The following is a 26,482-nucleotide window of genomic DNA, read 5'->3' as shown; positions in this document are numbered from 1 at the left end:
TGCGCTGAACTTCCGCCCCGCCCCGCCAGTCAGCTGACTGAACCCTCTGACAATGGTGGTTGACCCATGCTTCTCTCGTTGCAGCAACAAGTCGCCCTGGTCACCGGCGCCAGCTCCGGCATCGGCGCGGGTGCCGCCAAGGCCCTGGCCGATGCCGGTGCGGCCGTGGTGCTCAATTACAACGCCCAGGCGGCCCCCGCCGAAGCCCTCGCGGCACAGATCAACGCCAATGGCGGCCGGGCGATTGCCATCGGCGGTGATGTGTCCAAGGAGGCGGACGTGGAACGCCTGTTCGCCCAGACCCTCGACGCCTTTGGCCACCTCGACATTCTGGTCGCCAACTCCGGCCTGCAAAAAGACGCGAACCTGGTGGACATGAGCCTCGACGACTGGAACACAGTGATCGGCGTCAACCTCACCGGCCAGTTCCTCTGCGCCCGGGCCGCCGTGCGTCTCTTCAATCGCCAGGGCGTGCGTGAAGGCGTGTCGCGGGCGGCGGGGAAAATCATCCACATGAGTTCGGTACACCAGTTGATCCCCTGGGCCGGGCATGTGAACTACGCCGCGTCCAAAGGCGGCGTCGAGATGCTGATGCGCACCCTCGCCCAGGAAGTCAGCGAGCAGCGCATCCGTATCAACGGCATTGCACCGGGGGCGATCCGCACGCCGATCAACCGCGCGGCCACCGAGGGCGCAGCGGAAAAGGAGTTGCTGAAGCTGATCCCCTACGGCCGCGTCGGCGACGTGGAAGACGTGGCCAACGCTGTGGTGTGGCTGGCCAGCGACGCCTCCGACTACGTGGTCGGCAGCACCCTGTTCATCGACGGCGGCATGAGCCTTTATCCGGAGTTTCGTGGCAATGGTTGAGTCAAACAACGAAGCGCAAAGCGCCATCGACGCCCACGGCATCATCGGCGACATGCGCACCGCCGCATTGGTCAACGACAAAGGCAGCATCGACTTCTTCTGCTGGCCGGAGTTCGACAGCCCGTCGATCTTCTGCGCCCTGCTGGACAGCCCCGACGCCGGCATTTTCCAGCTCACCCCGGACCTGCCCAACGCCCGCCGCGAGCAGATCTACCTGCCCGACACCAACGTGCTGCAAACCCGCTGGCTCAGCGATGCCGCCGTGGTGGAAATAACCGACCTGCTGGTGATCAGCGATGAAATCGACGACCTGCCGCTATTGATTCGCCGCGTGCGGGTGGTCAGCGGCACGGCCGATATCCACCTGCGCTGCGCCGTACGCCATGACTACGCACGCGCGCCCACCCAGGCCGCGCTCGACAACGGCACCGTGTGCTTCAACGCCGACGGCCAGCCCGGCCTGCGCTTGTCTGGCAGCCATCCGCTGCACGTCAAGGAGGGTGCGGCAGTCGCCCGCTTCACCCTGAAGCAGGACGAAGGCGCGGAATTTGTCCTCGGCGGCCAGGAAGATGAACGCGTGGACAGCCGCTGCACCGACCTTGCCCTGGCCCACACCCTGGCGTTCTGGCGCGGCTGGATCGCCCAGTCGAACTACCGCGGGCGTTGGCGCGAAATGGTCAATCGCTCGGCCCTGGCGTTGAAGCTGCTGACCTCACGCAAACACGGCGCAATCATCGCCGCCGCCACCTTCGGCCTGCCGGAAACACCCGGCGGCGAGCGCAACTGGGATTACCGCTACACCTGGATTCGCGACGCTTCGTTTACCGTCTACGCGTTCATGCGCCTGGGCTTTGTCGAGGAGGCCAACGCCTATATGCGCTGGCTCAAAGGGCGGGTCAGTGACTGCTGCGGCCAGCCGATGAAGATCAATATCCTCTATGGCATCGACGGTCGCCAGGAACTGCCGGAAACCGAACTGGCGCACCTCGCCGGCCACGGCGGCGCCAAGCCGGTGCGCATCGGCAACGGGGCGGTCGGGCAGATCCAGCTGGATATCTACGGCGAGCTGATGGACGCGGTGTACCTGGTCAACAAATACGGCGAGGCCATCTCCCATGACGGCTGGCAACACACGGTGGAAGTCGCCGATCAGGTCTGCGAAATCTGGAACAGCGAAGACGTGGGCATCTGGGAAATGCGTGGCGAACAGCATCACTTCCTGCATTCGCGACTGATGTGCTGGGTGGCGCTGGACCGCGCGATCCGCTTGGCCTCCAAGCGCTCGCTACCGGCGCCGTTCGCCCGTTGGGACCAGGCACGCCAGGCGATCTACGCCGACATCTGGAGCAACTTCTGGAACGCAGAACGCGGGCATTTTGTGCAGCACATCGGCAGCACGGCGCTCGATGGCTCGATGCTGCTGATGCCGCTGGTGCGCTTCGTCGCGGCCACCGATCCGCGTTGGCTGTCGACCCTTGAAGCCATCCAGAAAAGCCTGGTGCGCGACGGCATGGTCTACCGCTACCGCAACGACGACAGCCAGATCGACGGCCTGCAAGGCACCGAAGGCGCGTTTGCCGCGTGCTCATTCTGGTACGTCGAATGCCTCGCGCGCGCCGGCCAAGTGGAAAAGGCCCACCTGGAATTCGAACAACTGCTGCGCTACGCCAACCCGCTGGGCTTGTACGCCGAAGAGTTCGACAGCCAGGCCCGTCACCTGGGCAACACACCCCAGGCCTTGAGCCACCTGGCGTTGATCAGCGCGGCAACGTTCCTCGACCGTAAGCTCAGTGGGGAGAAGACGACCTGGCAGCCCTGAGGCACAATGATCCGCCCCTCGGCTACGGACAGGAACCCCATGCGCCAGGTACTGCTGATCATCGACGTGCAACCGTGCTTCAATCCACCGGCGTGGCTGGTGGACGGCATCACCGCCCTGCTCGGCCGCCTGCCGTCGGTGGCCACCGTCGAGCGCCACGACGAAAGCGTTACCCCTTTTGCCCGCCAGCTCGGCTGGCAACCGGCGCCGGATGACGACAGCCTGATCGCGGCAGATCGCATCTTCATCAAGCACGGCTATGCGCCCACGCCCGAGACGATTGCCCACCTCAAAAGCCTGGCGCCGGCGCGTGTATTGGTGTGTGGCATACAAACCGACACCTGCGTGCTGGCGGCGGGGTTTGCGCTGTTTGATGCGGGGTTGCAGCCGACGCTGATCAGCGATCTGACCGTGGGCTCGTCGTTGGATCGGTCGGGGCAGTTGGGGGTGGAGCTGTGGCGGCATCACTTTGGCAAGGTGGTGGATCGTGAGCAGGTTTTAGCGACAACCACACCATGAGCCCTTTCCCAACGCTACACACCCAACGCCTATGCCTGCGTGAACTGGTGGCAAGCGACGCACCGACAGTGTTCGACATCCACCGCGATGCCGACAGCATGCGTTGGTTCGGCGCCGACGCGATGACCGAACTTGCCCAGGCCGAATCCCTGATCGAAACCTTCGCGCACTGGCGCAGCCAACCCAACCCCGGCACACGCTGGGGGATCGAACACGATGGAAAACTGATCGGCAGTTGTGGCCTGTTCAAGTGGAACCAGAGCTGGAACAGTTGCGCTCTCGCCTGTGAACTAGCGCCCGGCGCGCGTGGCCGAGGGTTGATGCACGAGGCCTTGCAGGCGATGCTCGACTGGGGTTTTGAACAGATGAAATTGCATCGCGTGGAAGCCTGGGTGCATCCGCAAAATACCGCGTCGCTCCAGCTGTTGGCACGACTGGGTTTCCAAGCCGAAGGCACGTTGCGCGAGGCTGGGTTTTGGAATGGCCAGCGACACGATCTGGGTGTATTGGGGTTGTTGAACCAAGAGTGGCTGGCCAAGAAAAACACAGGTATGGGAGGTTCTGTTCGGCTGATGCCCATCCTCTCCATCCTCATTCACGTCCCGGACTGGCGGGCGGCAACCGAGTGGTATGCCGCCGCCTTTCCGTTGGCGACACGCATTCATCATGACCCTGACGACTTCGGCCATTTGGATGTAGCAGGCGTCGCCCTCGAGATCGTCAACGCCGATGACAAGGTTGCATCAGGGGCTGCAGGATCAGTGGTGTACTGGGGAGTAGACGACTTGCAGCAGGCATTGCGCCGGTTTGAGGAACTGGGCGGGACGTTGTATCGCGGGCCGATGGAGATTGAAGGTGGTCATTGGATTTGTCAGGTACGCGACCCGTGGGGAAATTGCATCGGCCTTCGACAAACCGGCTCAAGCAAGTAATCCCTGCCCCCAACCCGCCACAACAATCGGCTAGAGTTTCAGCATCCCTGGCCAGTCGGTAATCACCCACCATGACCACCACCGCCCCGCTGCTCTGCGTGCGCACCTCCATGCTCGATGTGGCGTATGAAGCCCACGGTCCCCTCGACGGACCGCCCGTGATCCTGCTGCATGGTTTCCCCTATGACCCGCGCGGCTATGACGCCATTGCACCGGCGCTGGCCGAGTTGGGCTATCGGGTATTGGTGCCGTACCTGCGCGGGTACGGCCCGACGCGGTTTATCAACGAGCAGGTGATGCGCTCCGGGCAGCAGGCGGCGTTGGCCAAGGACTTGCTGGACTTCATGGATGCGCTGTCGATCCCCCAGGCCACCCTGGCTGGATACGACTGGGGCGGACGCGCCGCGTGTATTGTTGCGGCGCTGTGGCCCGAGCGCGTACGCGGGTTGGTAACCGGGGATGGCTACAACATCCAGGACATTGCCAAGTCGCTCACCCCTCGGGCGCCGGAGACAGAGCATCGGTTGTGGTATCAGTACTACTTTCATACCCAACGGGGCGTGGACGGTCTGACCGCCAATCGCCGTGAGCTGTGCCAGTTGTTATGGACGCTGTGGTCACCGTCCTGGGACGAGGGGGCGGGCCTGTTTGAGCAGAGTGCGCCATCGTTCGACAACCCGGATTTCGTCGAGGTGGTGATTCACTCCTATCGCCACCGTTTCATCTACGCGCCGGGCGACCCGGCACTGGAAGCGATCGAACGGGCGCTGACCCTGCAACCGGCGATTTCGGTGCCGAGCATCTCCCTGTGCGGTGCGGACGACGGGGTGGGGCCGCCGCCCGTGGACGATGATGACGCGGAGCATTTCAGCGGTTTTTATCGGCGCAGGATCTTGCCCGGCGTCGGCCACAATATCCCTCAGGAAGCACCTCAAGCCACGCTGGATGCACTGCTGGAATTACTCGGCGAAAAGCGTTCACGATAGGCCTGCGGCGTCACCGCTAAGGCCCTTAAAAAACTCCGGCGCAGTGTTTCCTCACTGCCAAAACCACATTGCACGGCGATGCGTTTAATCGACGCCGTGCTGTCCGCCAATTGCCGACGGGCCGTCTCGACGCGGATCAATTCGACAGCCCGCGCCGGGGTCTGGCCGGTTTCGTTGCGGTAGTGGCGCACAAAGCTGCGTTCGCTCATGCCAGCCTGGGCGGCCAGGGTCGGGATGTTCAGGTCGAGGGTGAGGTTTTCGGCCATCCAGGCGTGGAGTTCGGTGAAGCGGCTGTCGGCCTTTTGCAGGGACAGGGTCACACTGAATTGGGATTGCCCGCCCGGGCGCTTGAGGAACACCACCAGGTGCCGCGCCACTTCCAGCGCCACTTCGCTGCCGAGGTCGTCTTCCACCAGCGCCAGGCACAGGTCGATGCCGGCGGTGACGCCGGCGGAGGTCCACACTGCGCCCTGGCGGATGAAAATCGGGTTGGATTCCACCGTCAGCGCGGGGAATTTGCGCGCCAGTTCTTCGCAGCGCGTCCAGTGGGTGGCCACGCGGCAGCCATCCAACAAACCACTGGCAGCGAGCAGGAAGGCGCCGGTGCACACCGAGGTCATGCGCCGAGTGTGCCGGGCTTTTTCCCGTACCCAGTCGACCAGTGCCGGGTCGTCGGCGGCGCCGTATACGCCCCAGCCGCCGGCGATCACCAGGGTGTCGCAAGGCGCGTCGATGGCCGGCAACGGCTCGGCCACCAGCGCCAGGCCGGCGGAGGTCATCACCGGCGCCGTTTGCGCGGCAATCACCGTCACCGCGTAAGGCAACGGCAAGCCGCGCTGGCGCGCCAGGTCATTGGTGGAGGCGAACACCTGCAACGGCCCGGTCACGTCGAGCACCTGGGCATTGGCAAAAGCGAGGACATGGACGATTCGCGGCATGATTGGCGTGATCTGTGGGCTGAATGGCGTATGCGCCAAAGCCTAGGCCCCTAGAGTGAAGCCGTCCACCCCTTTCTCGGAGCGCTGTCCATGACCTTGCAGATCGGCTTTGTGTTGTTCCCCGGCATCCAGCAACTGGATCTCACCGGCCCTTATGACGTCCTCGGCTCGCTGCCGGACGTGACGTTGCACCTGGTGTGGAAAGACCTGGCGCCCGTCACTTCCAGCACCGGGCTGGTGTTCACCCCGACCATGACCTATGCCGATTGCCCTCAGCTGGATGTGATCTGTGTACCGGGCGGTTCCGGCGTGGGTGCGTTGATGGAAGACCCGCAGACCCTCGACTTCCTCACGGTTCAGGCGCAGACCGCGCGGTATGTGACGTCGGTGTGCACCGGTTCATTGGTATTGGGCGCAGCGGGCCTGCTGCGCGGGCGCAAGGCCACCACCCACTGGGCCTACCACGACATGCTCGCCCCGCTCGGCGCGATCCCCGTGCAGGAGCGCGTGGTGCGTGATGGCAACCTGTTGACGGGAGGCGGCATCACCGCTGGCATCGATTTCGCGTTGACCTTGGCTGCGGAACTGTACGACGAAGCGACGGCGCAACTGGTGCAGTTGCAGATTGAATATGCGCCGGCGCCGCCGTTTGACTCGGGTCGTCCGGATACGGCGCCCAAGGCTGTGCTGGAAGAAGCGCACAAGCGCACGGCGCAGTCGCGCCAGACCCGTGGCGAGATTGTCGCGCGAGCCGCCGCTTTGCTGGGCTGACACCACAATCCCACTGTGTGAATACAATCAAATGTGGGAGCTGGCTTGCCTGCTCCCACAGTTTTACCTCCCACCTTTCAATAGGGTCAGTTGGGACGCGACATCACCGCCAACCGCACCGCCAACACCGTCAGCACCGTCGCCAGCCCCCATTTCTGTAACCAGGCGCTGTGCGGGCGCCCGGCAAAGAAACGGCTCAGCGCACCACCAAATGCGCCCAGCACCCCATGAAACACGGCTGCAATCACGGTCAAAACGCCACCGAGCACCATCAGTTGCACGGCAATCGATCCCGCCTGCGGCCGCACAAACTGCGGCAGAAACACCACAAAAAACAACAACGCCTTGGGGTTGAGCAAACTGTTGAGCATCGCTTGCACACACACCCGCCGCAGGGGTACGCGGTGGGCGTGAGCGGTGTCCAATCGCGGACTTTTCTGCAAGGTCTTGAACACCAGCCACAGCAGGTACACCACCCCCGCATAACGAATCAGGTCAAAGGACGGCGGCCAACTGGCCACCAGCGCCGTCACCCCAGTGGCAGTCAACGCGGTCAGCAACAGGTCGGCCACGCCGATGCCCAGTGCGCAGGCCATACCGCCGCGCCAACCGTGACTCACGCCGTGGCTGATGACAAAGGCCATGTTCGGCCCCGGCGATAACAGCAACAGCAAAACAGCACCGCAGAAAACCGCGAGGGTTGCAAGGTCGATCATGCTCAAGCCTCCACCGAGAAAAACCCGGAGCGTAATCCGCACGCGTCGGGCCAACAAAAAATTGTGCTGGATACATTGCGCGCCAGTGATTGCTCATTGCCACAATCAACGCTTAGAATGCGAAACATTATCAATTATGACTGCTGTGCCAGGATGCCCATGTCGAGCGATCACCCACTGGACCCTGCCGCTATCGGCCAGCTGTACCTTGCCCACCATTCCTGGCTGCACGGCTGGTTGAACCGCCGCACCGGCTGCCGCGAGCATGCCGCCGACCTGGCGCAGGAGACGTTTGTGCGCTTGCTCAACGCGCGCAAACAGCAGACCTTGCAGCAACCGCGCGCGTACCTGAGCAGCATCGCCCGCAGCCTGATGATCGACCAGTACCGGCGCCGCGAACTGGAACGCGCCTACCTCGAAAGCCTCGCGCATTTCCCACAGGCCGAGGTGCCGTCGGAAGAAACCCGGCGCCTGATCCTCGACAGCCTGGAGCGCATCGACCGCCTGCTCGACCAACTCAAGCCGCGCGTGCGCGAAGCCTTCCTGCTCGCCCAATTGGACGGCCTGACCTGTGCGCAAATCGCCCTGCGTCTCGGCGTGTCCAAGGCCACCGTGGAGCGCGACCTGGCCAAGGCGCTGCACGCCTGTTATCGGTTGCGCTATGAGGAATGCTGACCCGCGCCTGGTGGACCAGGCCATCCAGTGGATGATCAAGCTGCGCTTCAATGTCGCCGACGACGCCAGCACCGCCGCGTTTGAACGCTGGCTGCACAGCAGCGCCGAACACCAGCAGGTGTGGCAGCGCGTGGCGACCATGAATGACGATTTCAACCACCTGCCAGCCCAGCTCGGGCGCCGCACCCTCAGCGGCGCGCGGCAACGCATCAGCCGCCGTGAAAGCCTCAAGTTGCTGGGCCTGGTGGCCGGTGCGGCCGGGCTGACCTGGTTCGGCCGCGACTACACGCCGCTGCCCGCCCTGGTGGCCGACTACCGCACCGCCACCGGCGAACAACGACGGGTGACGCTGGACGACGGCAGCCAGGTCCAACTCAACAGTGCCACCGCAATCGATACCACCTTCAACGCAGAACGCCGCAAGGTGCAGCTGCGCCAAGGCGAAATCGTGGTGCAGCCCAGTGGCGACAGTCGTCCCTTCTGGGTCCTGACCCGCAACGCCGACCTGCGTGCCCAAGGCGCGCGCTTGCTGGTCCGTGAAGAAGCCCAAGGCACGTTGATCGCGGTGCAACAGGGCAGCGTGGCGGTGTTTGCCGACCGCCATGACGCCAGCGCCCGCCAAGTGATCCCGCCCGGCGCAGCGGTGCTGATCGACCGCCACGGCATTCGCCCGCCCATCGCCAACGGCCTCGACCCCTGGGCCTGGAGCGACGGCGTGATCAGCGCCCACGACATGCGCCTGGATGATTTCCTCAGCGAATTGGCGCGCTACCGCAACGGGCTGTTGCGCTGCAGCGAGGCAGTGGCCGGATTGCGGGTGTCGGGCACCTATCAGCTGAGCGATACCGATCAGGTGCTGACGCTGGTCGCGCAATCGCTCAACGTCGATGTCACCTACCGCAGCCGTTATTGGGTGACCGTCACCCCCCGGGTGTAAACCGTTGAAAAATAAATGAGGTGAATTCGCATTGCCGTTCGACCTGTAAGGAAAGGCCGATCAACAGGCCGGTATTTTCCACTTCCTTCAGGAGCAGCCCACGGTCATGCAAGCGTTCCCCTCCCCCCGTTCCCCCCTCAAGCGCGCGGTCCAGGCCGCCCTGCTGGGCGCCTGCCTGAGCGGCGGTGCCCTGCCCCTGGCCGTGCTGGCCGAGACACCGGCCAGCGATACCCAGGCCCGCGACTGGCACATCGCCGCCGGCTCCCTCGCCAATGCCCTGGACCAGTTCGCCCGCCAGGCCGGCATCAGCCTGTCGTATGACGCCAACAGCGTCGCCGGCAAGACCAGCACCGGCCTGAATGGCCGCTTCGACCAAGAACAGGCCCTCGACCAGTTGTTGCGCGGCCAAGGCCTGCAAGCCCAGCGTCAAGGCAACAGCACCTGGTTGCTGCTGCCGCAGGTGGCGGACAGCGGCGCGCTGAACCTGGGCGCCACCACCATCACTGGCGACCGCCTGGGCGCCACTACCGAGGGCACCGGTTCCTACACCACCGGCGCGGTGACCATCGGCAAAGGCCAACACAGCCTGCGGGAAACGCCGCAATCGGTCAGCGTGATGACCCGCCAATTGATGGACGACCAGAACGTCACCACCATCGACGACGTGATGGAACGCACGCCCGGCATCACCAGCTACGAGTCGCCCATGGGCGGCAAGTACTTCTATTCCCGTGGCTTCAAGATGCTCGGCCAGTACCAGTACGACGGCGTACCGCTGGACATGGGCAAGGACTACGCCCAGGCCGACAGTTTCAGCGCCAACATGGCGATTTATGACCGCGTGGAAGTGCTCAAGGGTGCGGCCGGCATGCTCAAGGGCGCCGGCACCGCCAGCGGCGCGGTGAACTTCGTGCGCAAGCGGCCCCAGGCCAAGCCCACCACCAGCCTGTCGCTGTCCGCCGGCACGTGGGACAACTACCGCGCCGACCTCGACACCGGCGGCCCGCTGAATGACAGCGGCACCGTGCGCGGCCGTGTGGCGATCAGCCAGCAGGATCGCGGCTCGTACATGGACATCGCCAAGCGCAAGGACCAGGCATTCTATGGCGCGCTGGACGTCGACCTGAGCCCCGACACCACCCTGGGCATCGGCGCCAGCTACGAAGACGTCGATGCCACCCCGTGCTGGGGCGGCCTGCCGCGTTATGCCGACGGCAAGAGCGCCAACCTCAGCCGCTCGACGTGCCTGGGCCAATCCTGGAACGACTGGCAGAGCCGTCGCGCCACCTACTTCGTCGATCTCACTCAGCAACTCAACGACGATTGGAAACTCAAGGTCGCGGCCGTGCACAGCCGCAACCTGCAAGACACCAAGTACGCCGCCAGCGAAGGCACTATCCAATACGGCGACCCGGCGCCCACCGCCCTGTCCTACGCCGCGCTGATGGATTACGACCACCGCGACTACGGCCTCGACGCCTACCTCGACGGCAAGTTCGAAGCCTTCGGCCTGGAACACGAGCTGATCCTCGGCGCCAACGGCAGCCGTGGCACCCAGGACGATGTGTACGCGATCCAGAACCTGCCCACGCGCCAGGGCATCTACACGCCCAACCACCACTTGCCGGAGCCGGCCGACAACACCTTCTGGCCGAACATGTACCGTGGCAGCACGATCAAGGAAACTGCCACCCAGTACGGCGCCTACGCCACCTTGCGCCTGCGCCTGGCCGAACCGCTGATGTTCATCGTGGGCAGCCGCGTGAGCTGGTACGACAACCGTCGCCAGTCCTACAGCCTCGGCTGGGGCGAGTGGTCGTTGCAGGATGCGCATTCCCGGGAAACCGGCGAAGTCACGCCGTTCGCCGCGCTGATCTATGACCTCAACGAGCACCTGTCGGTGTACGCCAGCTACGCGGATATCTTCCAGCCGCAAAGCGCCTACGCCACCGCCGATGGCGCCGCGCTCAAGCCGAAGATCGGCGACAACTATGAGCTGGGTATCAAGGGCGAATGGTTCGACGGCCGCCTCAACAGTTCCCTGGCGCTGTTCCGCGCCATCGAGAAAAACGGCGCCGAAACCGACTACGCCAGCTTCTGTGCAACCTCCGCCGATGGCTATTGCTACACCGACACCGCCCGGGTGCGCGCCCAGGGCGTGGAGGCCGAAGTCAGCGGTGAAGTGCTCGAACGCCTGCAGGTGTCTGGCGGCTACACCTACACCCAGACCAAGTCCCTGAAGAACATCGACAGCGCCCTCGAAGGCGGCTCATCCAACACCTACGTGCCCAAGCATATGCTGCGGGTGTGGGGCGACTACCAGCTCGACGGCGCACTGTCGAAATGGAGCGTCGGTACCGGCGTCAACGCCCAGAGCAGCAACTACCGCATGCAGACCATCAAGCTGGAACAGGCCGGTTATGCGGTGTGGAACGCACGGCTGGCGTACCGCCTCGACGACACTTGGACCGTGGCGCTCAACGGCAACAATCTGTTCGACAAAAGCTACTACAACACTGTCGGTACAGCGTCGTGGGGCAACTTTTATGGTGAACCGCGCAATTTCACGGTTAGTTTGAAAGGCAACTTCTGATCCCTCGAAAGTCCCGGTGGGCGGGCACTTAGCGTGCCTGTCCACTCCCTCTTTGTCCCCCTTTCCTACTTCCGATTGAAAAAGCTTTCCCCGTTCGGCAGGAAAATTCTCACATTTGTTCCTACACTCAAAATCACACCCCCAGACCGAGTGTTAAGACAAGGAATGTCAAGAAAATGCCGAACGACCTGCTACCCAAGCGCCCTAAACGGCACATCCGCACCACGGTCAACTTATTGACATGGCAGGTCAAGGAAACACTCCCTTAAGTCACCACCCCGCAAATCCCGTCAAATGACGCGCCGCATTTGACTTGGATAGTTGCGTATTACCCAGAGTAGCCGTAGTTCGACTGGCCACTAAGCAGCCTGCTGCCTTATTGACCAAACAGCCGAACAGAAAGTCTGGAGTGCAATGAGGGATGCTGTATGCGAAAGAAGTCGTCCGTTGACAGTTTGTTTTTAACACGTGCCGTGTTTTGTTGAGTTTTTTGTTGTTTTCGTCAAATTCATTCATGGCCTGAGTGCCATCCTGCCCCCGCTCGTCCTGGTGTATTTCATTGACCCGGTGGCCCCCGAACTGCGCCCGCACTTCCTTGGGCTGCTGCTGTTTTTTGCGGTGCTCACCATCATTCTGTTCCAGGCCCTGGGCATCTACTCCGAAGAATTGTTCAGCAACCGCCTGCGCCTGAAAACCAAGGTCAAGGCCTGGTCCGCGGCGTTTTGCATCCTGCTGTTCATGTACCAGATCCTGCAATCCTTCCCACAGCTGACCCCACGCAACCTGGTCACCTGGTACTTCGCCAGCCTGGGGCTGTTCTGCCTTGAACGGCTGCTGATGCTGCGCCTGTACCGCAACCTGATGCGCAAGGGCAAATACTTGCAACGCACGGTGATCCTGGGCTTTACCGACACCGCCGTGCACGTCGCCGACCACCTGCAACGCAATGGCGATATCCGCTCGGGCCTGATCGGCTTTATCGACGACCGCACCGAACGTATCCCCAAGGAATTGAGCAACCTGCCGTTGCTGGGCAACTCCCGCGAGCTGGAAAAACTGATCCGCTCCGAGGAGGTCAACCAAGTGATGATCTGCCTGCCGTGGGCGGCCGAGCAGCGCATCCACGGGCTGGTCAATCGCCTGCGGCAGATGTCGGTGAACGTCATGCTGGTGCCGGACATGGCCGCCCTGCGCTACGGTCACAGCAAGATCACCGACGTCGGCGGCATCCTCATGTTCAACACCTCGCAATTGCCGCTGCGGGGCTGGTCGCCGGTGATCAAGCGCCTGGAAGACCTGTTGCTGGCCAGCCTGGCGCTGGTGTGCCTGGCGCCAGTGATGGTGGCGACGGCGATTGCGATCAAGCTCGACTCCAAGGGCCCGGTGCTGTTCCGCCAGAACCGCTACGGCTACAACGACAACGAAATCCGCGTGTTCAAGTTCCGCTCGATGTACACCGACCAGAGCGACTTCACCGCCGAACGCCAGACCACCCGCCAGGACCCGCGCATCACCCGCGTCGGGCGGATCATCCGCAAGACCAGCATCGACGAGCTGCCGCAGCTGTTCAACGTGCTGCTGGGCAACATGTCGATGGTCGGCCCGCGCCCCCATGCCACCGCCACCAAGGCCGCCGGCGTGCCGTTTGAAGTGGCAGTGAGCGAGTACAGCTCGCGCCACCGGGTCAAGCCGGGGATCACCGGTTGGGCGCAGATCAATGGCTTTCGGGGCGAAACCGACACCCTCTACAAGATCCAGAAACGCGTGGAATACGACCTGGAGTACATCTCCAAATGGTCGGTGTGGTTTGACCTGTACATCGTCTTCATGACGGTCCCCGCCGTCCTGTCCACCAAGGAGGTCTATTGATGAACACCCTCAACGGATTGATCCCCTGCATCGTCTCCGGGGGTTCGGGCACGCGGCTGTGGCCGGTGTCGCGACAGAACATGCCCAAGCCCTTCATGCGCATGCGCGATGGCCAGAGCCTGCTGCAAAAAACTTTCCAGCGCGCGGCCAAACTGCCCGGCGTGGAAAACGTGCTGACGGTGACCAACCGCGACCTGCTGTTTCGCACCCTGGATGACTACCGTGGAGTGAACAAGGCCCACCTGCCCCTCGACCTGCTGCTGGAGCCGTTCGGGCGCAACACCGCTGCGGCCATCGCGGTGGCGGCGCTGCATGTGCAGGAGCATTTTGGCGATGCCGCGCAGTTGCTGGTAATGCCCGCCGACCACTTGATCCTCAACGAAGTGGCGTTCGCCGAAGCCGTCACCCGGGCCCGCGACCTGGCCGAGGCCGGCTACCTGGTGACCTTCGGCATCCAGCCCGACCACCCGGAAACCGGCTTTGGCTACATCGAGCAAGGCGAAGCCCTGGGCAGCGGCTACCGGGTCAAGCGCTTCGTCGAAAAACCCGACCTGGCCACCGCCCAGGCCTACCTCGACGGCGGCAGGCACCTGTGGAACGCGGGCATGTTCTGCTTCAAGGCCAGCACCCTGGTGGACGAACTCGCGGCTCATGCGCCGGACGTACTCACCGCCGCCAAAGCCGCGCTGGAACACAGCCAGTGCCTGCAAAACAAAACCTCGCGCCAGCGTGAACTGGATGCGGATGCATTCGCCAGCGCGCCGGATATTTCCATCGACGTGGCCCTGATGGAGAAGTCCCGCCAAGTCGCCGTGGTGCCCTGCGACATCGGCTGGAGCGATATCGGTTCGTGGGAAGCGCTGCGCCAGCTCACGCCCAGCGACGCCCATGGCAACCAGATCAATGGCGAGGCGATTCTGCATGACGTGCACAACTGCTACATCGACTCGCCCAAGCGCGTACTCGGCGCGGTCGGCGTGCGCGACCTGATCATCGTCGACACCCCCGATGCGCTGCTGATCGCCGACGCCCATCGCAGCCAGGATGTGCGCTACATCGTCGCCGAGCTCAAGCGCCAGAACCATCCGGCGTACAGCCTGCACCGCACCGTCACCCGGCCGTGGGGCACCTACACGGTGCTGGAGGAAAGCAGCCGCTTCAAAATCAAGCGCATCGTGGTCAAGCCCCAGGCGTCGCTGTCGTTGCAGATGCACCACCACCGCAGCGAGCACTGGGTAGTGGTCAGCGGCGCGGCGCAAATCACCAATGGCGAGCGCGAGTTCCTGATCAATGCCAACGAGTCCACCTACATCCCGGCCGGGCACAAACACCGGCTGACCAACCCCGGCATCATCGACCTGGTGATGATCGAGGTGCAGAGCGGCGAGTACCTGGGCGAAGACGACATCGTGCGCTTCGACGACATCTACGGGCGCGCCCCGGCTGACGTGAAAAAATGACATGCGCACTTCATTGATCATCCCGACCCGTAACGCTTCCAGCCACTTGGCGCGCCTGCTGCCGGCGCTGGCCATGCAAAGCCTGCAACCGGATGAAACCCTGGTGGTCGACAGCGCCTCCAGCGACGACAGCGTGGCGCGTTTCCGGGAGTTCGGCGCCCGGGTCGAGGTGATCGATGCCCGCGACTTCAACCACGGCGGCACCCGGCGCTGGGCCAGCGAGCACGTGGGCGGCGACGCCTTGATCGTGATGACCCAGGACGCCATCCCCGCCAGCCCCGAGACCTTTGCCAACCTGCTCGCCGAGTTGCAGCAAGACCCGCTCAACGGCGTCGCCTACGGCCGCCAATTGCCGCACCCCGGCGCCGGGGTGCTGGGTGCACAGTCACGGCACTTCAACTACCCGGCGCAGAGCCGCAGCAAGAGCCTGGCCGATGCGCCGGAGCTGGGGATCAAGACCTGCTTCAGCTCCGACTCGTTTTCCGTGTACCGGCGCAGCGCCCTGGACGCGGTGGGTGGTTTTCCCGCCGATGTGATCGGCAGCGAAGACGCCTACGTCGCCGCGCGCCTGCTGCTCGACGGCTACAAGGTGCGCTATGCCGCCAGCGCGCAGGTGTATCACTCCCACGATTACACGCTCATGGATGAGTTTCACCGCTACTTCGACATTGGCGTGTTCTACGGCCGCGAGCCGTGGATCCGTGAAGCGTTCGGCGATGCCGGCGGTGAAGGTAAACGCTACGTACTGGCTGAGCTCGCGGCACTGCGCGCAGCCGGTGCGTTGCACCGCGTCCCCGAAGTCCTGGTGCGCAGCGCGTTCAAGTTGCTCGGCTACCGGCTGGGGCATCAGGAACGCCGCCTCCCCCTCGCCCTCAAGCGGCGCATCAGCATGTTTCCCGGTTATTGGAGGTGAGCAGCATGACCCACAGGAAATCCCCCTTGATGAAACGAACCGTGCTCGTCCTGGCCATGCTGGCCCTGGCCGCCTGCAATACCCCCGCGCGCATCGTCGCGCCGGACGGCAAGACTGTGGAGGACGGCAAGCGCGCCCTCGAACAGTTGGCGCAATTGCCGCCCGCCGTGGAACGCATCCGCGTCGGCGACCAGTTGCGCATCGTCCGCGATGCCGGCGAGATGCCGACGCTGTCGGCGTTCAACGTCAGCACCATCTATGAGCTGACGCTGTACACGGTGCAGACCGACGGCAAGATCAACTACCCGTTCCTCGGGCCGATCCAGGTGGCCGGGCGCCAGCCTTCGGAACTCGCCACCGAACTGACCGGCAAGCTCGCGCAGACCTACCGCGAGCCACGGGTGACGGTGAATATCAACCAGGCGCCGGGCAACTCGGTGATCGTCGGCGGCGCGGTGAACAACCCGACGGCGGTGCAGATCGCCACGGCCAACACCCTGGAACAGGCGATTCTCGGCGCCGGCGGGGTCAGCCCGGCGGGCAACGCGAGCATGGTCGCCCTGCTGCGCGAAGACGCCCAGGGCGCCTACCGCGCCTACTTCCTCGACTTCAGCCAGTTGCTCAAGACCGGCCCCAACGGGCGCAAACCGGTGCACCTGCAGCGCGGTGACGTGGTGTTCGTGCCCAAATCCAACGTGGGCGAGCGCATCCAGGGGGTGGATACCTACATGAACCAACTGATTCCGTTCACCAAGTCCATTGGGGTTGGCTACAACTACACGCGAACCAGCGGCGGCAATAACTAAAGGAGCGACATCCCATGATCGAGATCCGTTCTTTTCGTGATCTTCTGCGCCTGTTCTTCATCTTTCGCCGTGAGTTCAAACTGGCGGCGATTGCCGCGCTGGTGATCATCCTGCTCGGCGCGTTCCTGCTGCCGGCCAAGTACGAATCCACCGCGCGCCTGCTGGTCAAGCCGGGGCGCGATTCGACCTTGCCGATCGAGATCAGCAACCGCCAGGCGCTGGTCATGCCCAGCACCCAGCGCGACCCGATTGTCGATGAAGAACGCCTGCTCACCGGGCGCCCCATCGTGCGGGCGGTGGCCGAGCACTACCTGGAAGTCATCGAAAACGCGCCGCCGCCCGAAGGGTTCTGGAAGCGCTCCAAGCACTACGTCAAGGAAGGCATCGGCGCGATTTTCGGCGGCGTGCGCGTAGTGCTGGAAACCGTTGGCATCATCGAGAAAACCACCCCGGTGGAGCGCCTCGCCGCCTCCCTGGAAAAGAGCTTTGAAGTGAGCCACGCCGCCGGTTCCACGGTGATGGACATCAGCTTCACCTGGGGCGACCCGGAAATCGCCCAGGCGGTGGTCAAGGATTGGGTCGAGACCTATATCAACGAACGCACCCAGGCCCTGGGGCGCAAGAGCCTCTATGTGTTTTATGAAGGCCAGGTGGCCACCAGCGCCACCGAGATCCAGAGCTACAAGCAACAGATCCTCAAGCACCTCAACGAGATCGGCGCGGCGAGCATCACCGACCGCCTCGAAGACTTGTCCGAGCGCATCAACGTGCTGCGCGGCGAAACCTTCAACACCCAGCGCCTGATTGCTTCCTCCGACAGCGCCATTGCCAGCACGCGCACCCAGCTCAAGACCCAGCCCAAGGAAGTCACCACAGTGCGCCAGATCGCACTGAACCCGCAGCAACAGGACTTGCGTCGCCTGCTCAACCAGAAGCTGCTGGAAAAAGCCGACATGATGCGCACCTACACCGACAACGCGCCGCCGGTGAAGGCCCTCGACGCGTCGATCCGTGCGATGCGCGCCGAGGTTTCCAGCGAAAGCAACACCGTGCAGGCCTCGGAAAACCGTGCGCCGAACACCCTGGAAATCCACTTGCAGCGCGTGCTGCTGGATGAGACCAGCAATAACCAGGCGCTGCGCACGCAGTTGGTGCAACAGCAGAAACAACTGCTCAACCTCGAAGACCAGCGCAAGCAAGCCCTGGAGATCGAACCGGAACTGGCGCGCCTGGCCCGCGAGTTGAACACCACCGAGCGCAACTACGCGCTGTACGTGGACAACCTGGAAAAATCGCGCATCGACCGCGAACTGGACAACAGCCAGATCAGCAACATCGCCGTGATCGAAGAAGCCACCCTGAACCCTGGGCGTATCTTCCCGAAAACCCTGGTGATGCTGTTCCTGGCGATCCCGTTTGCCATCGTCGTCGGCTTGCTGGTGATCTACCTGTGCTACCTGCTGGACCAGCGTATTCACGACGGTGGCCTGGTGGAACGCAAGTTCGGCCTGCGCCTGTGGACCACCCTGCCGGAGCTGGACACCAGCACCGTGCAAAGTACCAACGCGTTCCACGCCAGCATCTACCGGCTGTACAGCCAGCTCAAACCCGACCGCATTGCGCAGGACGGCCTGACCCTGGGCCTGACGTCGGCGCGCCACGGCGAAGGCGTGACCTTTGTCGTCGAGCAGCTGCGCCATCTGCTGCTGGAAAACGGCGTCAACGTGCGCGTCGGCGGCCTCGTCCCGGCGGAACCTGGCGAAGTGGTGCTGCTGGATGCCTCGGGCCTGCTGGACAACCGCGACGCCTTTGTCACCCTGCGCCGCGCCGACCTGATTGCGCTGGTGGTGGAAGCGCATAAAAGCACGGTGCCGGTGGTGGAACATGCGCTGTCGATCCTCAACACCGCGTTCGGCAAAGTCGACGGCATCATTATCAACCGGCGCAAATTCGAAGTGCCGGCCAAGGTGTTGCGCACCATCGCCAAATACCGGGGGGCGTTCTGATGCGCATCGCCCTGCTCGCTCCCTTGCCGCCGGAAAAGAACGGCATCGCCGACTACGCGAACCATTTCAAGACGGCATTGGAGCAACTGGGCGTGACGGTGGCGACACCATTGACCGGCGTGGACGGCAACAGCGCAGCGATCCAGCAGGCCATCGCCCGGTTCGACTGGCAGGGTGTGGACCTGGTCCACGCCGAGCTGGGCGGCGGGCGCCTCGGCGAATTCCTCGCCCTGCGCGAATTGCGCAAGGCCCACCCTGGCCTGGCGTTGACCGCCACCGTGCATGACCCGGAGCGCATGGTCTGGCGCCGCGAACACCTGCCCTTCCCGCTGAACCTGCTGGCGCGTTTGCCCAGCCCGTTGCCGCAAGCGGCAGTGGTGCTGGCCGACCCGCTGACCCTGCGCGAAGAACGCCATGTCGCCCAGGGCCTGACGCGGCTGATCACCCTCACCCGCCTCGGCGCCGACTGCCTGAGCCAACGCATGCAACTGCCGGCCGGCAAGGTCGCGGTGATCAACCACGCCAACCTGGCCATCGCGCCCGCGCCGTTGCCGGCGCTGGACACCCTGCACCTGCTGTATTTCGGTTTTATCTACCGGGGCAAAGGCATTGAAGACCTGCTGCAAGCCATGGCCGACGTATTCAAGCAAGCCCCCGAATTGCGTGACCGCGTGCGCCTGACCCTGGCCGGTGGCACCGCCGCCGAGATGGCGTTTGGCGCGGGCGGCAATTACCTGGAACAGCTGAACAGCCAGATCGCCGCACTCGGCCTGAGCGACGCCATCGACTGGCGGCTGAACCTGCCCGCCAGCGAGATTGCCCAGACGATCCAGGCCCACCATGTGATGGTGTTGCCTTATCGCGAATCAAAAAAACTCGGCCTGCTGGGGCGCCAGCGCGGCACCAGCGGCGCGCTGTCCTGGGCCGCCGCGTGCGGGCGCGGGGCGATCACCTCGGATGCGCGGGCGTTTGCCGAAGAAGTCGCCAGCGGCAATGGCGCGATCTATCCCCAAGGCGATGTGCCGGCGCTGGCGGCGCAACTGCTGCGCCTGGCGCGCACGCCGGCGCTGGCGCGGGACTGGGCCGAACGCGCCGGGGAAATCGGCCGCGAACGCCTGTGGCCGTTGACCGCGCAAAAATTCAAGCAGCTCTTTGAACAGGCGATTGCAGGAGCTCCTTATGGCGCGTAAACGCACCTTCCTGGCGACCCTTGTCGTGGTCGCGGCCCTGGGCCTCACCGCCTTTATGTGGGGGCGCCAGGCCGACGCCGAGAACCATGTGCTCAAAGGCAACAAGGTCGTGGTGTGGAAGGATTTCCTCGGGGTGAACGCGCAGTTTCTGTGGTTCGCCCCCGCGCGTTATCAAATGCAGATCGACCGCCTCAAGGCCCTGGGCCTGCAATGGGTGCGCCTGGATCTGCACTGGGACCAGCTGGAGCCGGTGGAGAACCAGTACCAGATCGCGACCCTCGATCAGTTGGTCGGCAAGCTGCAAGACAACCAGCTCAAATCGGTGTTCTACCTGGTGGGCTCGGCGCCCTTCGCCACCACCGCGCCGGCCGGTGCGCCGTATCAGGACCAGTACCCACCCAAAGACCCGAACGTGTTCGCCACGCGCATGGCGCTGCTGTCCCAGCGTTATCCCAGCGTCGATGCCTGGCAGGTGTGGAACGAGCCCAACCTGCTCGGTTTCTGGCGCCCGGTGGCTGACCCAGCGGGCTTTGCCGCGCTGCTGACCGCCACGGCGGGGGCCTTGCGCGGGGTCAATCCAAGCAAGCCGGTGGTCGCCGCCGGCATGGCATTCTTCAGCGAAATGCCCAACGGCCAGACCATGTTCGATGCCCTTGGCGCCCTTGGCGTGGCCAGCCTCAACACGGTGATTTCCTATCACCCCTACACCCAATTGCCGGAAGGTAATGACCCGGCCAACCTGGATTTCATCGCCAAGACCAGCGCACTCAACAGCGCCCTGCGCAACGGCGGCGTGCAGACCCTGTGGAGCACCGAGTGGGGCTGGTCCACCTACCCCGGGCCGAAGGACGCGCAAGACCTCATCACCCAACAAGGCCAGGCCGACTACGTGCTGCGGCGCCTGGCGCTGATGAGCGCGATGGATTTCGACAGGATCTTCCTGTTCACCCTCAGCGATCTCGACCAGCGCGCCAGCGTGCGGGACCAGTTCTACGGTCTGCTGGATATCGACGCCAACCCCAAGCCGGTGTACACCGCGCTGAAAAACTTTCTCGACATCAGCGGGCCCAGCCTGAGCCCCGGCGACCCACCGCTCGCCGACTCACTACCCGATGGCCTGTTCAGCATCGGCTGGACCCGCGCCGACGGCCACAAGCTGTGGTTCTTCTGGTCGGCGGCGGGCGGCAACGCGCACTTGCCAGGCCTGGCCAACGCCACCCTGTACGACCCGCTGCTCGGCACGCAAACCCCGCTGACCGGCACCAGCGGCCTGACCGTGACGGTCAAGCCGACCCTGCAAATTCTGTTATGGGATTGACGCGGCCATGCGCATTTTATGGATCCTGCCCTACTCACCCTGGCCCGCCACCAGCGGCGGCAAGACGCGCCAGTTTCACCTGCTGCGCAGCCTCGCGGCGCGCGGGCATCAGATCACCTTGCTGCTGCATGACAAGCACCCGGTAACGCCGGCCGACCGCCAGGTGCTGGAAGCGTTTCTCGAACAATTGATCGTGCTGCCGCGCCGCCCGCTGCGCAGCGTCACAACGTTGCTGGCCGGGCTGTTCGCACCGTACCCGCTGCTGGCCAGCGTGAATGGCCTGTCGGGGGAACTGCAGGACACGTTCGAGTGGCTGTTGGGTGTACAATGGGACGTGGTGCAGATCGAGCACAGCTACACCTTCCAGCCTTACGAAGATGCGCTGGCGCGTAACGCCCAGCCGTTCGTGCTGACCGAGCACAACGTCGAGTCGGCCCTCGGCGCCGCCACCTATGACCGTTTGCCGCGCTGGGCGCTGCCGTTCATTCGCTACGATCAATGGCGCTATGCGCGCTGGGAACGTCGCGTGATGCGCCAGGCCACGCAGGTGGTGGCGGTGACCGAAAGCGACGCCGAGGTGCTGGAGAAAATCGCCGGCAAACGGGTACCGGTGGTGGTCAACGGCGTGGATTGCGATCACTTCGCCAAGGCCCGTCCCGACCCGGCCAGCCGTCGCGTGCTGTTCCTCGGCAACTACGAATACGCGCCGAATGTGGACGCCATCGAGTGGGCCCTGGATGAAATCCTGCCCAAGGTCTGGGCGCGCTGCCCCGATGCGCGCATGAGTGTGTGCGGCTTCGGCATGCCCGCCAGTTGGCGCACGCGCTGGCCGGACCCGCGCATCGAATGGCAGGGCTTTGTGCCCGATCTGCTGGCACTGCAATCGAGCAGTGCGGTGTTCCTCGCCCCGTTGCGCCATGGCGGCGGCTCCAAGCTCAAGGTCCTCGAAGCCCTGGCCGCCGGCCTGCCGCTGGCCAGCACCGCGCAAGGCGTGTCGGGCCTGGACCTGGTGGCCGGCCTGGACTACCTCGGCGGCCAGACCGCCAGCGCCCTGGCCGATGCCGTGGTGCGCCTGCTGCAATTTCCCGAAGCCGCCGCGCCCATGGGCGAAGCCGGCCGCGCGTATGTGCGCCGCGCCCATGACTGGAGCGTCGCCGCCAGCCAGTTGGAGCAGGTGTACGCCAGCCTCGCGCCGCTCAAACACAAGGAGCCCGCATGCGTGTAGGCCTGGATTACCGCACCGTCGGCACCTCGCCGCAATCGGGGATCAGCCGCCAGGTGTACGCCCTGGAAAGCGCCCTGCGCACGTTGCCGGACATTGAGCTGGAGCGTTTCACCGTGGCGCCCCTGGGCGATGAAACCCGTTTGCAGGCGCATTGCCCAAGCTGGGGCTGTGCCAAGACCGCGATGCACCAACCGCAGAATCGCCTGCGTTTCGAGGCCGGTTTTCTGCCCCGTGCGCTGCGCGAGCAGCACATTGACCTGTACATCAGCACGTTCAACATGGGCCTGCCGCTGCCGCCCAAACCCAAGGGTTTGCGCAGCGTGGTGCTGTTGCATGACCTGTTCCAGATCACCTTGGACAACTACCACGCCAACCGCCTGAAGGCGCTGGTCTACAAGACCAGTGATCGTCTGTCGATTGCCTATGCGGTGCGCAGCGCCGACCGCGTGTGGACGCCGTCGCAGTACAGCGCCGATGAAACCGCGCGGCTGTTTCCCGGCGCCAAGGACAAGATCCGCGTGCTGCCCAATCAGGTCGATGGCTTTGCCGGGCTGCCCGCCGACCTCAGTACGCGCCAACTGCCCGAGGGCTATTGGCTGCTGGTGGGCACCCGCGAGTTGCGCAAGAACGTGCCGTTCCTGGTGGACGCCTGGCAGCAGGCGCGGCGCCAATCCGCCGAGGTACCGGAGCTGGTGCTGGTGGGCAGCCTCGACCATCTGCCCGAAGCCCAGCGCAGGCTGCCGGGGATTCGCGCCTTGAGCGGTGTGTCGGATGCCGAACTGCACGCGCTGTACCGCCAGGCCTCGCGCCTGTGGCAACCCTCGTACGCCGAAGGTTTCGGCCTGCCGGTGATCGAGGCCCTGAGCGTCGGCACGCCGGTGGCGGTGGCCAGCGGCACCTCGCTGGATGAAATCACCCCGCCGACCGCACCGCGCTTTTCGCCCACCGATGGCCCGGCGCTGGTGCAGTTGATGCTGGACCTGGCGCAACGCCCCGTCGAAGATTCGCCGGAGCAACGCCGCCTGTGGGCTGAACGCTACAACCCTGGCGCCTATCGCCGCCGCCTGGCCGACCTGATCGAGGAGCTCAAGTGAGACTAAACCTGGCAAGCCTCGTCCCCATCCTCTTCGGCGTGCTGTTCGGTGCGCTGGCCTTGTTGCTGTCACCGGCCAAGGCGTTTGTCGCCGTGATTGGCCTCGCGGGCGCTCTGACCATCCTGCGCTTTCCGCTGTGGGGCCTGCTGCTGTTTGCCCTGGTGGCGACGTTCATGCCGTACTCCACGGTGAACCTGGGCATCCGCACCACCGTCAGCGAAGCGATCCTCGCGCTGACCTGGGGCGCCGTGGTGTGGCAGCGGTTTTTGTCGCGCGTGCCCGAATCGCCACGCTTCACGCAACGCCCCACTGACCAGATGCTGATGTGGCTGATGCTATTCAGCGTGTTCCCGTTTGTCGTCGGCCAGGTCATCACCCACGCCGACAGCAGCGGCCTGGCCAACTGGCTGCGCTGGTTGCTGAACCTGTCGGGGGTGTTCCTCGCCGCCAAGTTGCTGGTGGAACGCAAGCACCGCGAAGCCCTGGTGATCGCCCTGCTGCTGGGCACTCTGGCGATGCTGGTGCTGTCGATCGCGGTGTTTGTGCGCACCCGCTCGGGGGCCGGGATTGCGCCGATCCTGGGGCTGTTCAACTACGCCAACTTCGACACGCTCAAGTTCGGCCTGGAAGCCATGTCCTCGCGCATGGGCTCACCCTGGACCCACCCGAATGCCATCGGCGGGATCATGGCGCTGCTGCTGCCGTTGGCGTTCTGCTACGGCATGACCGAACAAGGCTGGAAGCGCGGCCTCGGCCTCGGCGTGGCGTGCCTGGGCGCGGCGGCGCTGCTGTTGGCCAGTAGCCGTGGCGCGATGGTCAGCCTGGCGCTGGTGCTGCTGTGGATGGCCACGCGCCGCGTGCCGTACACCGGGCGCTTGCTGATGATCGGCGCGGCGCTGACCGTGGCGCTGGTGCTCGCGTATCCGCCGTTGCAGGACCGGTTGGCGACAATCTTTTCGTCGAGCAACGCCAGTACCGAAGTGCGTTTCGACGAGTACCGCATGTTCCCGCAGGCCGTGGCGGCGTATCCGCTGGGCATTGGCTTCAAGGTCGATCCACCGGTGCCGGGCACGCACTTGCTGGGGATCTCCAACCTGTGGCTGAACTACATCTACAAGATCGGCATTCTCGGCATGCTGCTGTTTGTCGCGGTGACCGTGCGCTGGTGGCGTGAGGCGCGGCCGGAAAAAGGCCCGATCCGCCTGACCAAGGACAACGCCCTGTGGCTGGGGACCACGGCGGGCATTCTGGCGGCGTTGGTCAGTGGCTTGTTTGACCACTACTTCAGCTTTGCGGTGGTGATGGTGGCGCTGTTCTGGCTGATGGTGGGGATCAATGTGCTGGAGGCGCGGCGGTTGTTTCCGGCGCGGTTGCCGCAGGTCAAACGTGTCGCGGCGCCCGGGCCGCTGCTTGATGGCGTGCACCCCTGATGCTCGGCTCTGCCGTCTGGCTCACCGTGGCGACCTTGCTTGGCTTGTGCCTGGGCTTTGCGCGCGAATGGTTGCTGGTGGCGGCGTGGGGCGCGGGTGAGCGCAGTGATGCGTTCCTGATCGCGCTGTTTTTGCCCGAAGCCTTGCGCATGTCCCTGGCCGGCGGCGTGCTCAGCGCCGCCGCGCTGCCGCTGTACCTGCAACGCCAGGACGGCGAGCGCCTGAGTTGGCTGGCGGTGTTGTTTCCCGCGCTGCTGCTGATCGCGCTGGTGACCAGCCTGTTGCTGACGCTGCTGGCGCCGTGGCTGGTGCAACTGCTCGGCCCCGGTTTGGCGGCGAGTGCCACGGCGTTGGCGGGCAGCAATCTGCAGATCGTCGCGTGGTGCGTGCCGGGCCTGATGCTGCATGCGCTGTTCAGTATTCCGTTGCAGGCCAGCGAGCGGTTTGTGCTGGCGGGGTTGGGCTCGTTGCTGTTCAACCTGCCGCCGGTGACCTACCTCGCCCTCGCCGGCACCGCCACGCAACCGCACACGCTGGCCCTGGCCTGCCTCGCCGGCAGCCTGTTGATGCCGCTGGCGCTGCTGCCGTCGGCCTGGCGCCAGGGTTGGCGGCCATGGCGCTGGCAACTGTCGCTGGCGCCACTGCGCGAACTGGGCCAACGCATCGGTCCGCTGCTGTTGAGCAACGGCGCCAGCCAGGGCTTGGCGCTGATCGAGCGGCTGGTGGCGTCGCTGCTGGGGGAAGGCGCGGTGACGTGGGTCAACCTCGCGCGCAAGCTGATGAACCTGCCGCTGATTGCGCTGATGAGCCTTAACCAGGTGCTGCTGGGCATGATGAGCCGGCGCCAGGGCGACGAGCGCCTGGCCCTGCTCAAGCGCGGCCTGGAAACCGCCAGCGTGCTGACCCTGCCCGCCGGTGTCGGCCTGGTGGCGGCGGCCCCGAGCCTGGTGGCGTTGCTGCTGCCCAGGCAGTCGGCGGATTCGCCGCTGCCGCTGCTGCTGGCGTGGTTCGCCGTGCCGCTGGTGTTCGGCGCCTGGAACGCGTTGCTCGCGCGCTACGCCTACGCCGCTGGCGACACGCGCCAGCCGTTGCGCTGCGAATTGCTCGGCAGCCTGGTCAACGTGCTGTTGCTTGGCGCGCTGCCGTTTATCTTCGGCCTGGCGGGCATTCCGCTGGCCGCGCTGGCCGGGGTGCTGTGCACCGCGCTGCTGCTGATGCAGCGCCAGTCCTTGCTCGCCGCCCTGCCCTGGGCGCGGCAATGGCTGCTGAGCACACTGTTGCTGGGCCTGGCGGCGTTGCTGCTGTTTCGGATTGACGGCGTGTGGCTGCAACTGGGGCTGAGCACCCTGGCCGGCGCCGTGGTGTTGCTGGGCATGGGGCTGTGGCTCAAACCATGGCGCAAGGCATAAAGGAGGAAG

At 64.6% G+C, this 26,482-nt stretch carries 21 protein-coding genes and 1 pseudogene; 20 read left to right on the top strand and 2 right to left on the bottom strand.

The window, feature by feature from the left end:
- Positions 1-66: 66 nt before the first annotated feature.
- The 5 genes from B348_RS0112405 (at position 67) to B348_RS0112385 (ending at position 5,123) form a co-directional block, all read left to right on the top strand.
- The gene (locus B348_RS0112405) at positions 67-867 is read left to right on the top strand and encodes a glucose 1-dehydrogenase (RefSeq protein ID WP_017736436.1); all 801 of its coding nucleotides are present in this window, start codon (positions 67-69) and stop codon (positions 865-867) included.
- Positions 860-2,686, top strand: coding sequence for a glycoside hydrolase family 15 protein (locus B348_RS0112400; RefSeq protein WP_017736435.1), 1,827 nt, complete (start codon positions 860-862; stop codon positions 2,684-2,686). Before B348_RS0112405 ends, B348_RS0112400 begins: the two co-directional genes overlap by 8 nt.
- A 39-nt stretch (positions 2,687-2,725) precedes the next feature.
- Positions 2,726-3,205 (top strand): cysteine hydrolase family protein, encoded by a 480-nt coding sequence (locus B348_RS0112395; protein ID WP_017736434.1) that lies wholly within the window; start codon positions 2,726-2,728, stop codon positions 3,203-3,205.
- Positions 3,202-4,137: a GNAT family N-acetyltransferase gene (locus tag B348_RS1000000131925; RefSeq protein WP_017736433.1), complete on the top strand. Its 936-nt coding sequence runs from the start codon at positions 3,202-3,204 to the stop codon at positions 4,135-4,137. The genes B348_RS0112395 and B348_RS1000000131925 overlap by 4 nt, the downstream gene beginning before the upstream one ends.
- A gap of 71 nt (positions 4,138-4,208) precedes the next feature.
- Entirely contained in the window at positions 4,209-5,123 is a 915-nt protein-coding gene (locus B348_RS0112385; RefSeq protein ID WP_017736432.1) for an alpha/beta fold hydrolase, read from the top strand.
- Here B348_RS0112385 and B348_RS0112380 read toward each other — a convergent pair.
- Positions 5,069-6,061 carry a GlxA family transcriptional regulator gene (locus B348_RS0112380; protein ID WP_017736431.1) on the bottom strand — a complete coding sequence of 331 codons (993 nt, stop codon included), beginning with the start codon at positions 6,059-6,061 and terminating at the stop codon, positions 5,069-5,071. The genes B348_RS0112385 and B348_RS0112380 overlap by 55 nt on opposite strands.
- A 90-nt stretch (positions 6,062-6,151) precedes the next feature.
- Between B348_RS0112380 and inhA the strand changes: the two genes are divergently transcribed.
- Positions 6,152-6,832, top strand: a complete 681-nt coding sequence (inhA, locus tag B348_RS0112375; RefSeq protein ID WP_017736430.1) for an isonitrile hydratase — start codon at positions 6,152-6,154, stop codon at positions 6,830-6,832.
- A gap of 86 nt (positions 6,833-6,918) precedes the next feature.
- On the opposite strand, the gene B348_RS0112370 is transcribed toward inhA, so the two are convergent.
- Complete coding sequence (locus tag B348_RS0112370; RefSeq protein WP_017736429.1) at positions 6,919-7,548, bottom strand: LysE family translocator; 630 nt, start codon at positions 7,546-7,548, stop codon at positions 6,919-6,921.
- 159 nt (positions 7,549-7,707) lie between these two features.
- Between B348_RS0112370 and B348_RS0112365 the strand changes: the two genes are divergently transcribed.
- The 14 genes and pseudogenes from B348_RS0112365 to B348_RS0112300 all read left to right on the top strand — a co-directional run bounded on the left by B348_RS0112365 (position 7,708) and on the right by B348_RS0112300 (position 26,473).
- Entirely contained in the window at positions 7,708-8,223 is a 516-nt protein-coding gene (locus tag B348_RS0112365; RefSeq protein ID WP_017736428.1) for a sigma-70 family RNA polymerase sigma factor, read from the top strand.
- The gene (locus tag B348_RS0112360; RefSeq protein WP_017736427.1) at positions 8,210-9,160 is read left to right on the top strand and encodes a FecR domain-containing protein; all 951 of its coding nucleotides are present in this window, start codon (positions 8,210-8,212) and stop codon (positions 9,158-9,160) included. The genes B348_RS0112365 and B348_RS0112360 overlap by 14 nt, the downstream gene beginning before the upstream one ends.
- Positions 9,161-9,266: 106 nt before the next feature.
- Positions 9,267-11,753 (top strand): TonB-dependent receptor, encoded by a 2,487-nt coding sequence (locus B348_RS0112355; protein ID WP_017736426.1) that lies wholly within the window; start codon positions 9,267-9,269, stop codon positions 11,751-11,753.
- A gap of 428 nt (positions 11,754-12,181) precedes the next feature.
- Positions 12,182-13,622: pseudogene (locus tag B348_RS0112350) on the top strand (undecaprenyl-phosphate glucose phosphotransferase).
- The gene (locus B348_RS0112345) at positions 13,622-15,082 is read left to right on the top strand and encodes a mannose-1-phosphate guanylyltransferase/mannose-6-phosphate isomerase (RefSeq protein WP_017736424.1); all 1,461 of its coding nucleotides are present in this window, start codon (positions 13,622-13,624) and stop codon (positions 15,080-15,082) included. The pseudogene B348_RS0112350 and the gene B348_RS0112345 overlap by 1 nt, the downstream one beginning before the upstream one ends.
- Before the next feature lies 1 nt (position 15,083).
- Positions 15,084-15,995, top strand: a complete 912-nt coding sequence (locus B348_RS0112340; protein ID WP_017736423.1) for a glycosyltransferase family 2 protein — start codon at positions 15,084-15,086, stop codon at positions 15,993-15,995.
- Positions 15,996-16,024: 29 nt separating this feature from the next.
- Positions 16,025-16,801, top strand: coding sequence for a polysaccharide biosynthesis/export family protein (locus B348_RS0112335; protein WP_017736422.1), 777 nt, complete (start codon positions 16,025-16,027; stop codon positions 16,799-16,801).
- Between the two features lie 14 nt (positions 16,802-16,815).
- Positions 16,816-18,807, top strand: a complete 1,992-nt coding sequence (locus B348_RS0112330) for an exopolysaccharide transport family protein (protein WP_017736421.1) — start codon at positions 16,816-16,818, stop codon at positions 18,805-18,807.
- On the top strand, positions 18,807-19,997 hold the full coding sequence (locus B348_RS0112325) for a glycosyltransferase (RefSeq protein WP_017736420.1): 1,191 nt from the start codon (positions 18,807-18,809) through the stop codon (positions 19,995-19,997). The genes B348_RS0112330 and B348_RS0112325 overlap by 1 nt, the downstream gene beginning before the upstream one ends.
- Positions 19,987-21,315 carry a cellulase family glycosylhydrolase gene (locus B348_RS0112320; RefSeq protein ID WP_017736419.1) on the top strand — a complete coding sequence of 443 codons (1,329 nt, stop codon included), beginning with the start codon at positions 19,987-19,989 and terminating at the stop codon, positions 21,313-21,315. Before B348_RS0112325 ends, B348_RS0112320 begins: the two co-directional genes overlap by 11 nt.
- 7 nt (positions 21,316-21,322) lie before the next feature.
- Positions 21,323-22,540 carry a glycosyltransferase family 4 protein gene (locus B348_RS0112315; RefSeq protein ID WP_017736418.1) on the top strand — a complete coding sequence of 406 codons (1,218 nt, stop codon included), beginning with the start codon at positions 21,323-21,325 and terminating at the stop codon, positions 22,538-22,540.
- Positions 22,531-23,634 carry a glycosyltransferase family 1 protein gene (locus B348_RS0112310; RefSeq protein WP_017736417.1) on the top strand — a complete coding sequence of 368 codons (1,104 nt, stop codon included), beginning with the start codon at positions 22,531-22,533 and terminating at the stop codon, positions 23,632-23,634. Before B348_RS0112315 ends, B348_RS0112310 begins: the two co-directional genes overlap by 10 nt.
- Positions 23,631-25,064 carry an O-antigen ligase gene (locus B348_RS0112305; RefSeq protein ID WP_017736416.1) on the top strand — a complete coding sequence of 478 codons (1,434 nt, stop codon included), beginning with the start codon at positions 23,631-23,633 and terminating at the stop codon, positions 25,062-25,064. Before B348_RS0112310 ends, B348_RS0112305 begins: the two co-directional genes overlap by 4 nt.
- Positions 25,064-26,473 (top strand): lipid II flippase MurJ, encoded by a 1,410-nt coding sequence (locus tag B348_RS0112300; RefSeq protein ID WP_017736415.1) that lies wholly within the window; start codon positions 25,064-25,066, stop codon positions 26,471-26,473. The genes B348_RS0112305 and B348_RS0112300 overlap by 1 nt, the downstream gene beginning before the upstream one ends.
- Positions 26,474-26,482 lie beyond the last annotated feature (9 nt).

The sequence above is a fragment of the Pseudomonas sp. CBZ-4 genome (assembly GCF_000346755.1).
In the GTDB taxonomy this organism is placed as follows: Bacteria; Pseudomonadota; Gammaproteobacteria; order Pseudomonadales; family Pseudomonadaceae; genus Aquipseudomonas.
This window is presented reverse-complemented; position numbering and strand designations above follow the sequence as displayed.

What these genes read in the sequence shown, in the direction of transcription:
- B348_RS0112345 (WP_017736424.1), top strand. Translation starts at nt 13,622, where the DNA reads ATGAACACCCTCAACGGATTGATCCCCTGCATCGTCTCCGGGGGTTCG.
- B348_RS0112300 (WP_017736415.1), top strand. Translation starts at nt 25,064, where the DNA reads ATGCTCGGCTCTGCCGTCTGGCTCACCGTGGCGACCTTGCTTGGCTTG.
- B348_RS0112405 (WP_017736436.1), top strand. Translation starts at nt 67, where the DNA reads ATGCTTCTCTCGTTGCAGCAACAAGTCGCCCTGGTCACCGGCGCCAGC.
- B348_RS0112365 (WP_017736428.1), top strand. Translation starts at nt 7,708, where the DNA reads ATGTCGAGCGATCACCCACTGGACCCTGCCGCTATCGGCCAGCTGTAC.
- B348_RS0112380 (WP_017736431.1), bottom strand. Translation starts at nt 6,061, where the DNA reads ATGCCGCGAATCGTCCATGTCCTCGCTTTTGCCAATGCCCAGGTGCTC.
- B348_RS0112400 (WP_017736435.1), top strand. Translation starts at nt 860, where the DNA reads ATGGTTGAGTCAAACAACGAAGCGCAAAGCGCCATCGACGCCCACGGC.
- inhA (WP_017736430.1), top strand. Translation starts at nt 6,152, where the DNA reads ATGACCTTGCAGATCGGCTTTGTGTTGTTCCCCGGCATCCAGCAACTG.
- B348_RS0112330 (WP_017736421.1), top strand. Translation starts at nt 16,816, where the DNA reads ATGATCGAGATCCGTTCTTTTCGTGATCTTCTGCGCCTGTTCTTCATC.
- B348_RS0112335 (WP_017736422.1), top strand. Translation starts at nt 16,025, where the DNA reads ATGAAACGAACCGTGCTCGTCCTGGCCATGCTGGCCCTGGCCGCCTGC.
- B348_RS1000000131925 (WP_017736433.1), top strand. Translation starts at nt 3,202, where the DNA reads ATGAGCCCTTTCCCAACGCTACACACCCAACGCCTATGCCTGCGTGAA.
- B348_RS0112355 (WP_017736426.1), top strand. Translation starts at nt 9,267, where the DNA reads ATGCAAGCGTTCCCCTCCCCCCGTTCCCCCCTCAAGCGCGCGGTCCAG.
- B348_RS0112360 (WP_017736427.1), top strand. Translation starts at nt 8,210, where the DNA reads ATGAGGAATGCTGACCCGCGCCTGGTGGACCAGGCCATCCAGTGGATG.
- B348_RS0112310 (WP_017736417.1), top strand. Translation starts at nt 22,531, where the DNA reads ATGCGTGTAGGCCTGGATTACCGCACCGTCGGCACCTCGCCGCAATCG.
- B348_RS0112320 (WP_017736419.1), top strand. Translation starts at nt 19,987, where the DNA reads ATGGCGCGTAAACGCACCTTCCTGGCGACCCTTGTCGTGGTCGCGGCC.
- B348_RS0112325 (WP_017736420.1), top strand. Translation starts at nt 18,807, where the DNA reads ATGCGCATCGCCCTGCTCGCTCCCTTGCCGCCGGAAAAGAACGGCATC.
- B348_RS0112340 (WP_017736423.1), top strand. Translation starts at nt 15,084, where the DNA reads ATGCGCACTTCATTGATCATCCCGACCCGTAACGCTTCCAGCCACTTG.
- B348_RS0112385 (WP_017736432.1), top strand. Translation starts at nt 4,209, where the DNA reads ATGACCACCACCGCCCCGCTGCTCTGCGTGCGCACCTCCATGCTCGAT.
- B348_RS0112395 (WP_017736434.1), top strand. Translation starts at nt 2,726, where the DNA reads ATGCGCCAGGTACTGCTGATCATCGACGTGCAACCGTGCTTCAATCCA.
- B348_RS0112370 (WP_017736429.1), bottom strand. Translation starts at nt 7,548, where the DNA reads ATGATCGACCTTGCAACCCTCGCGGTTTTCTGCGGTGCTGTTTTGCTG.
- B348_RS0112315 (WP_017736418.1), top strand. Translation starts at nt 21,323, where the DNA reads ATGCGCATTTTATGGATCCTGCCCTACTCACCCTGGCCCGCCACCAGC.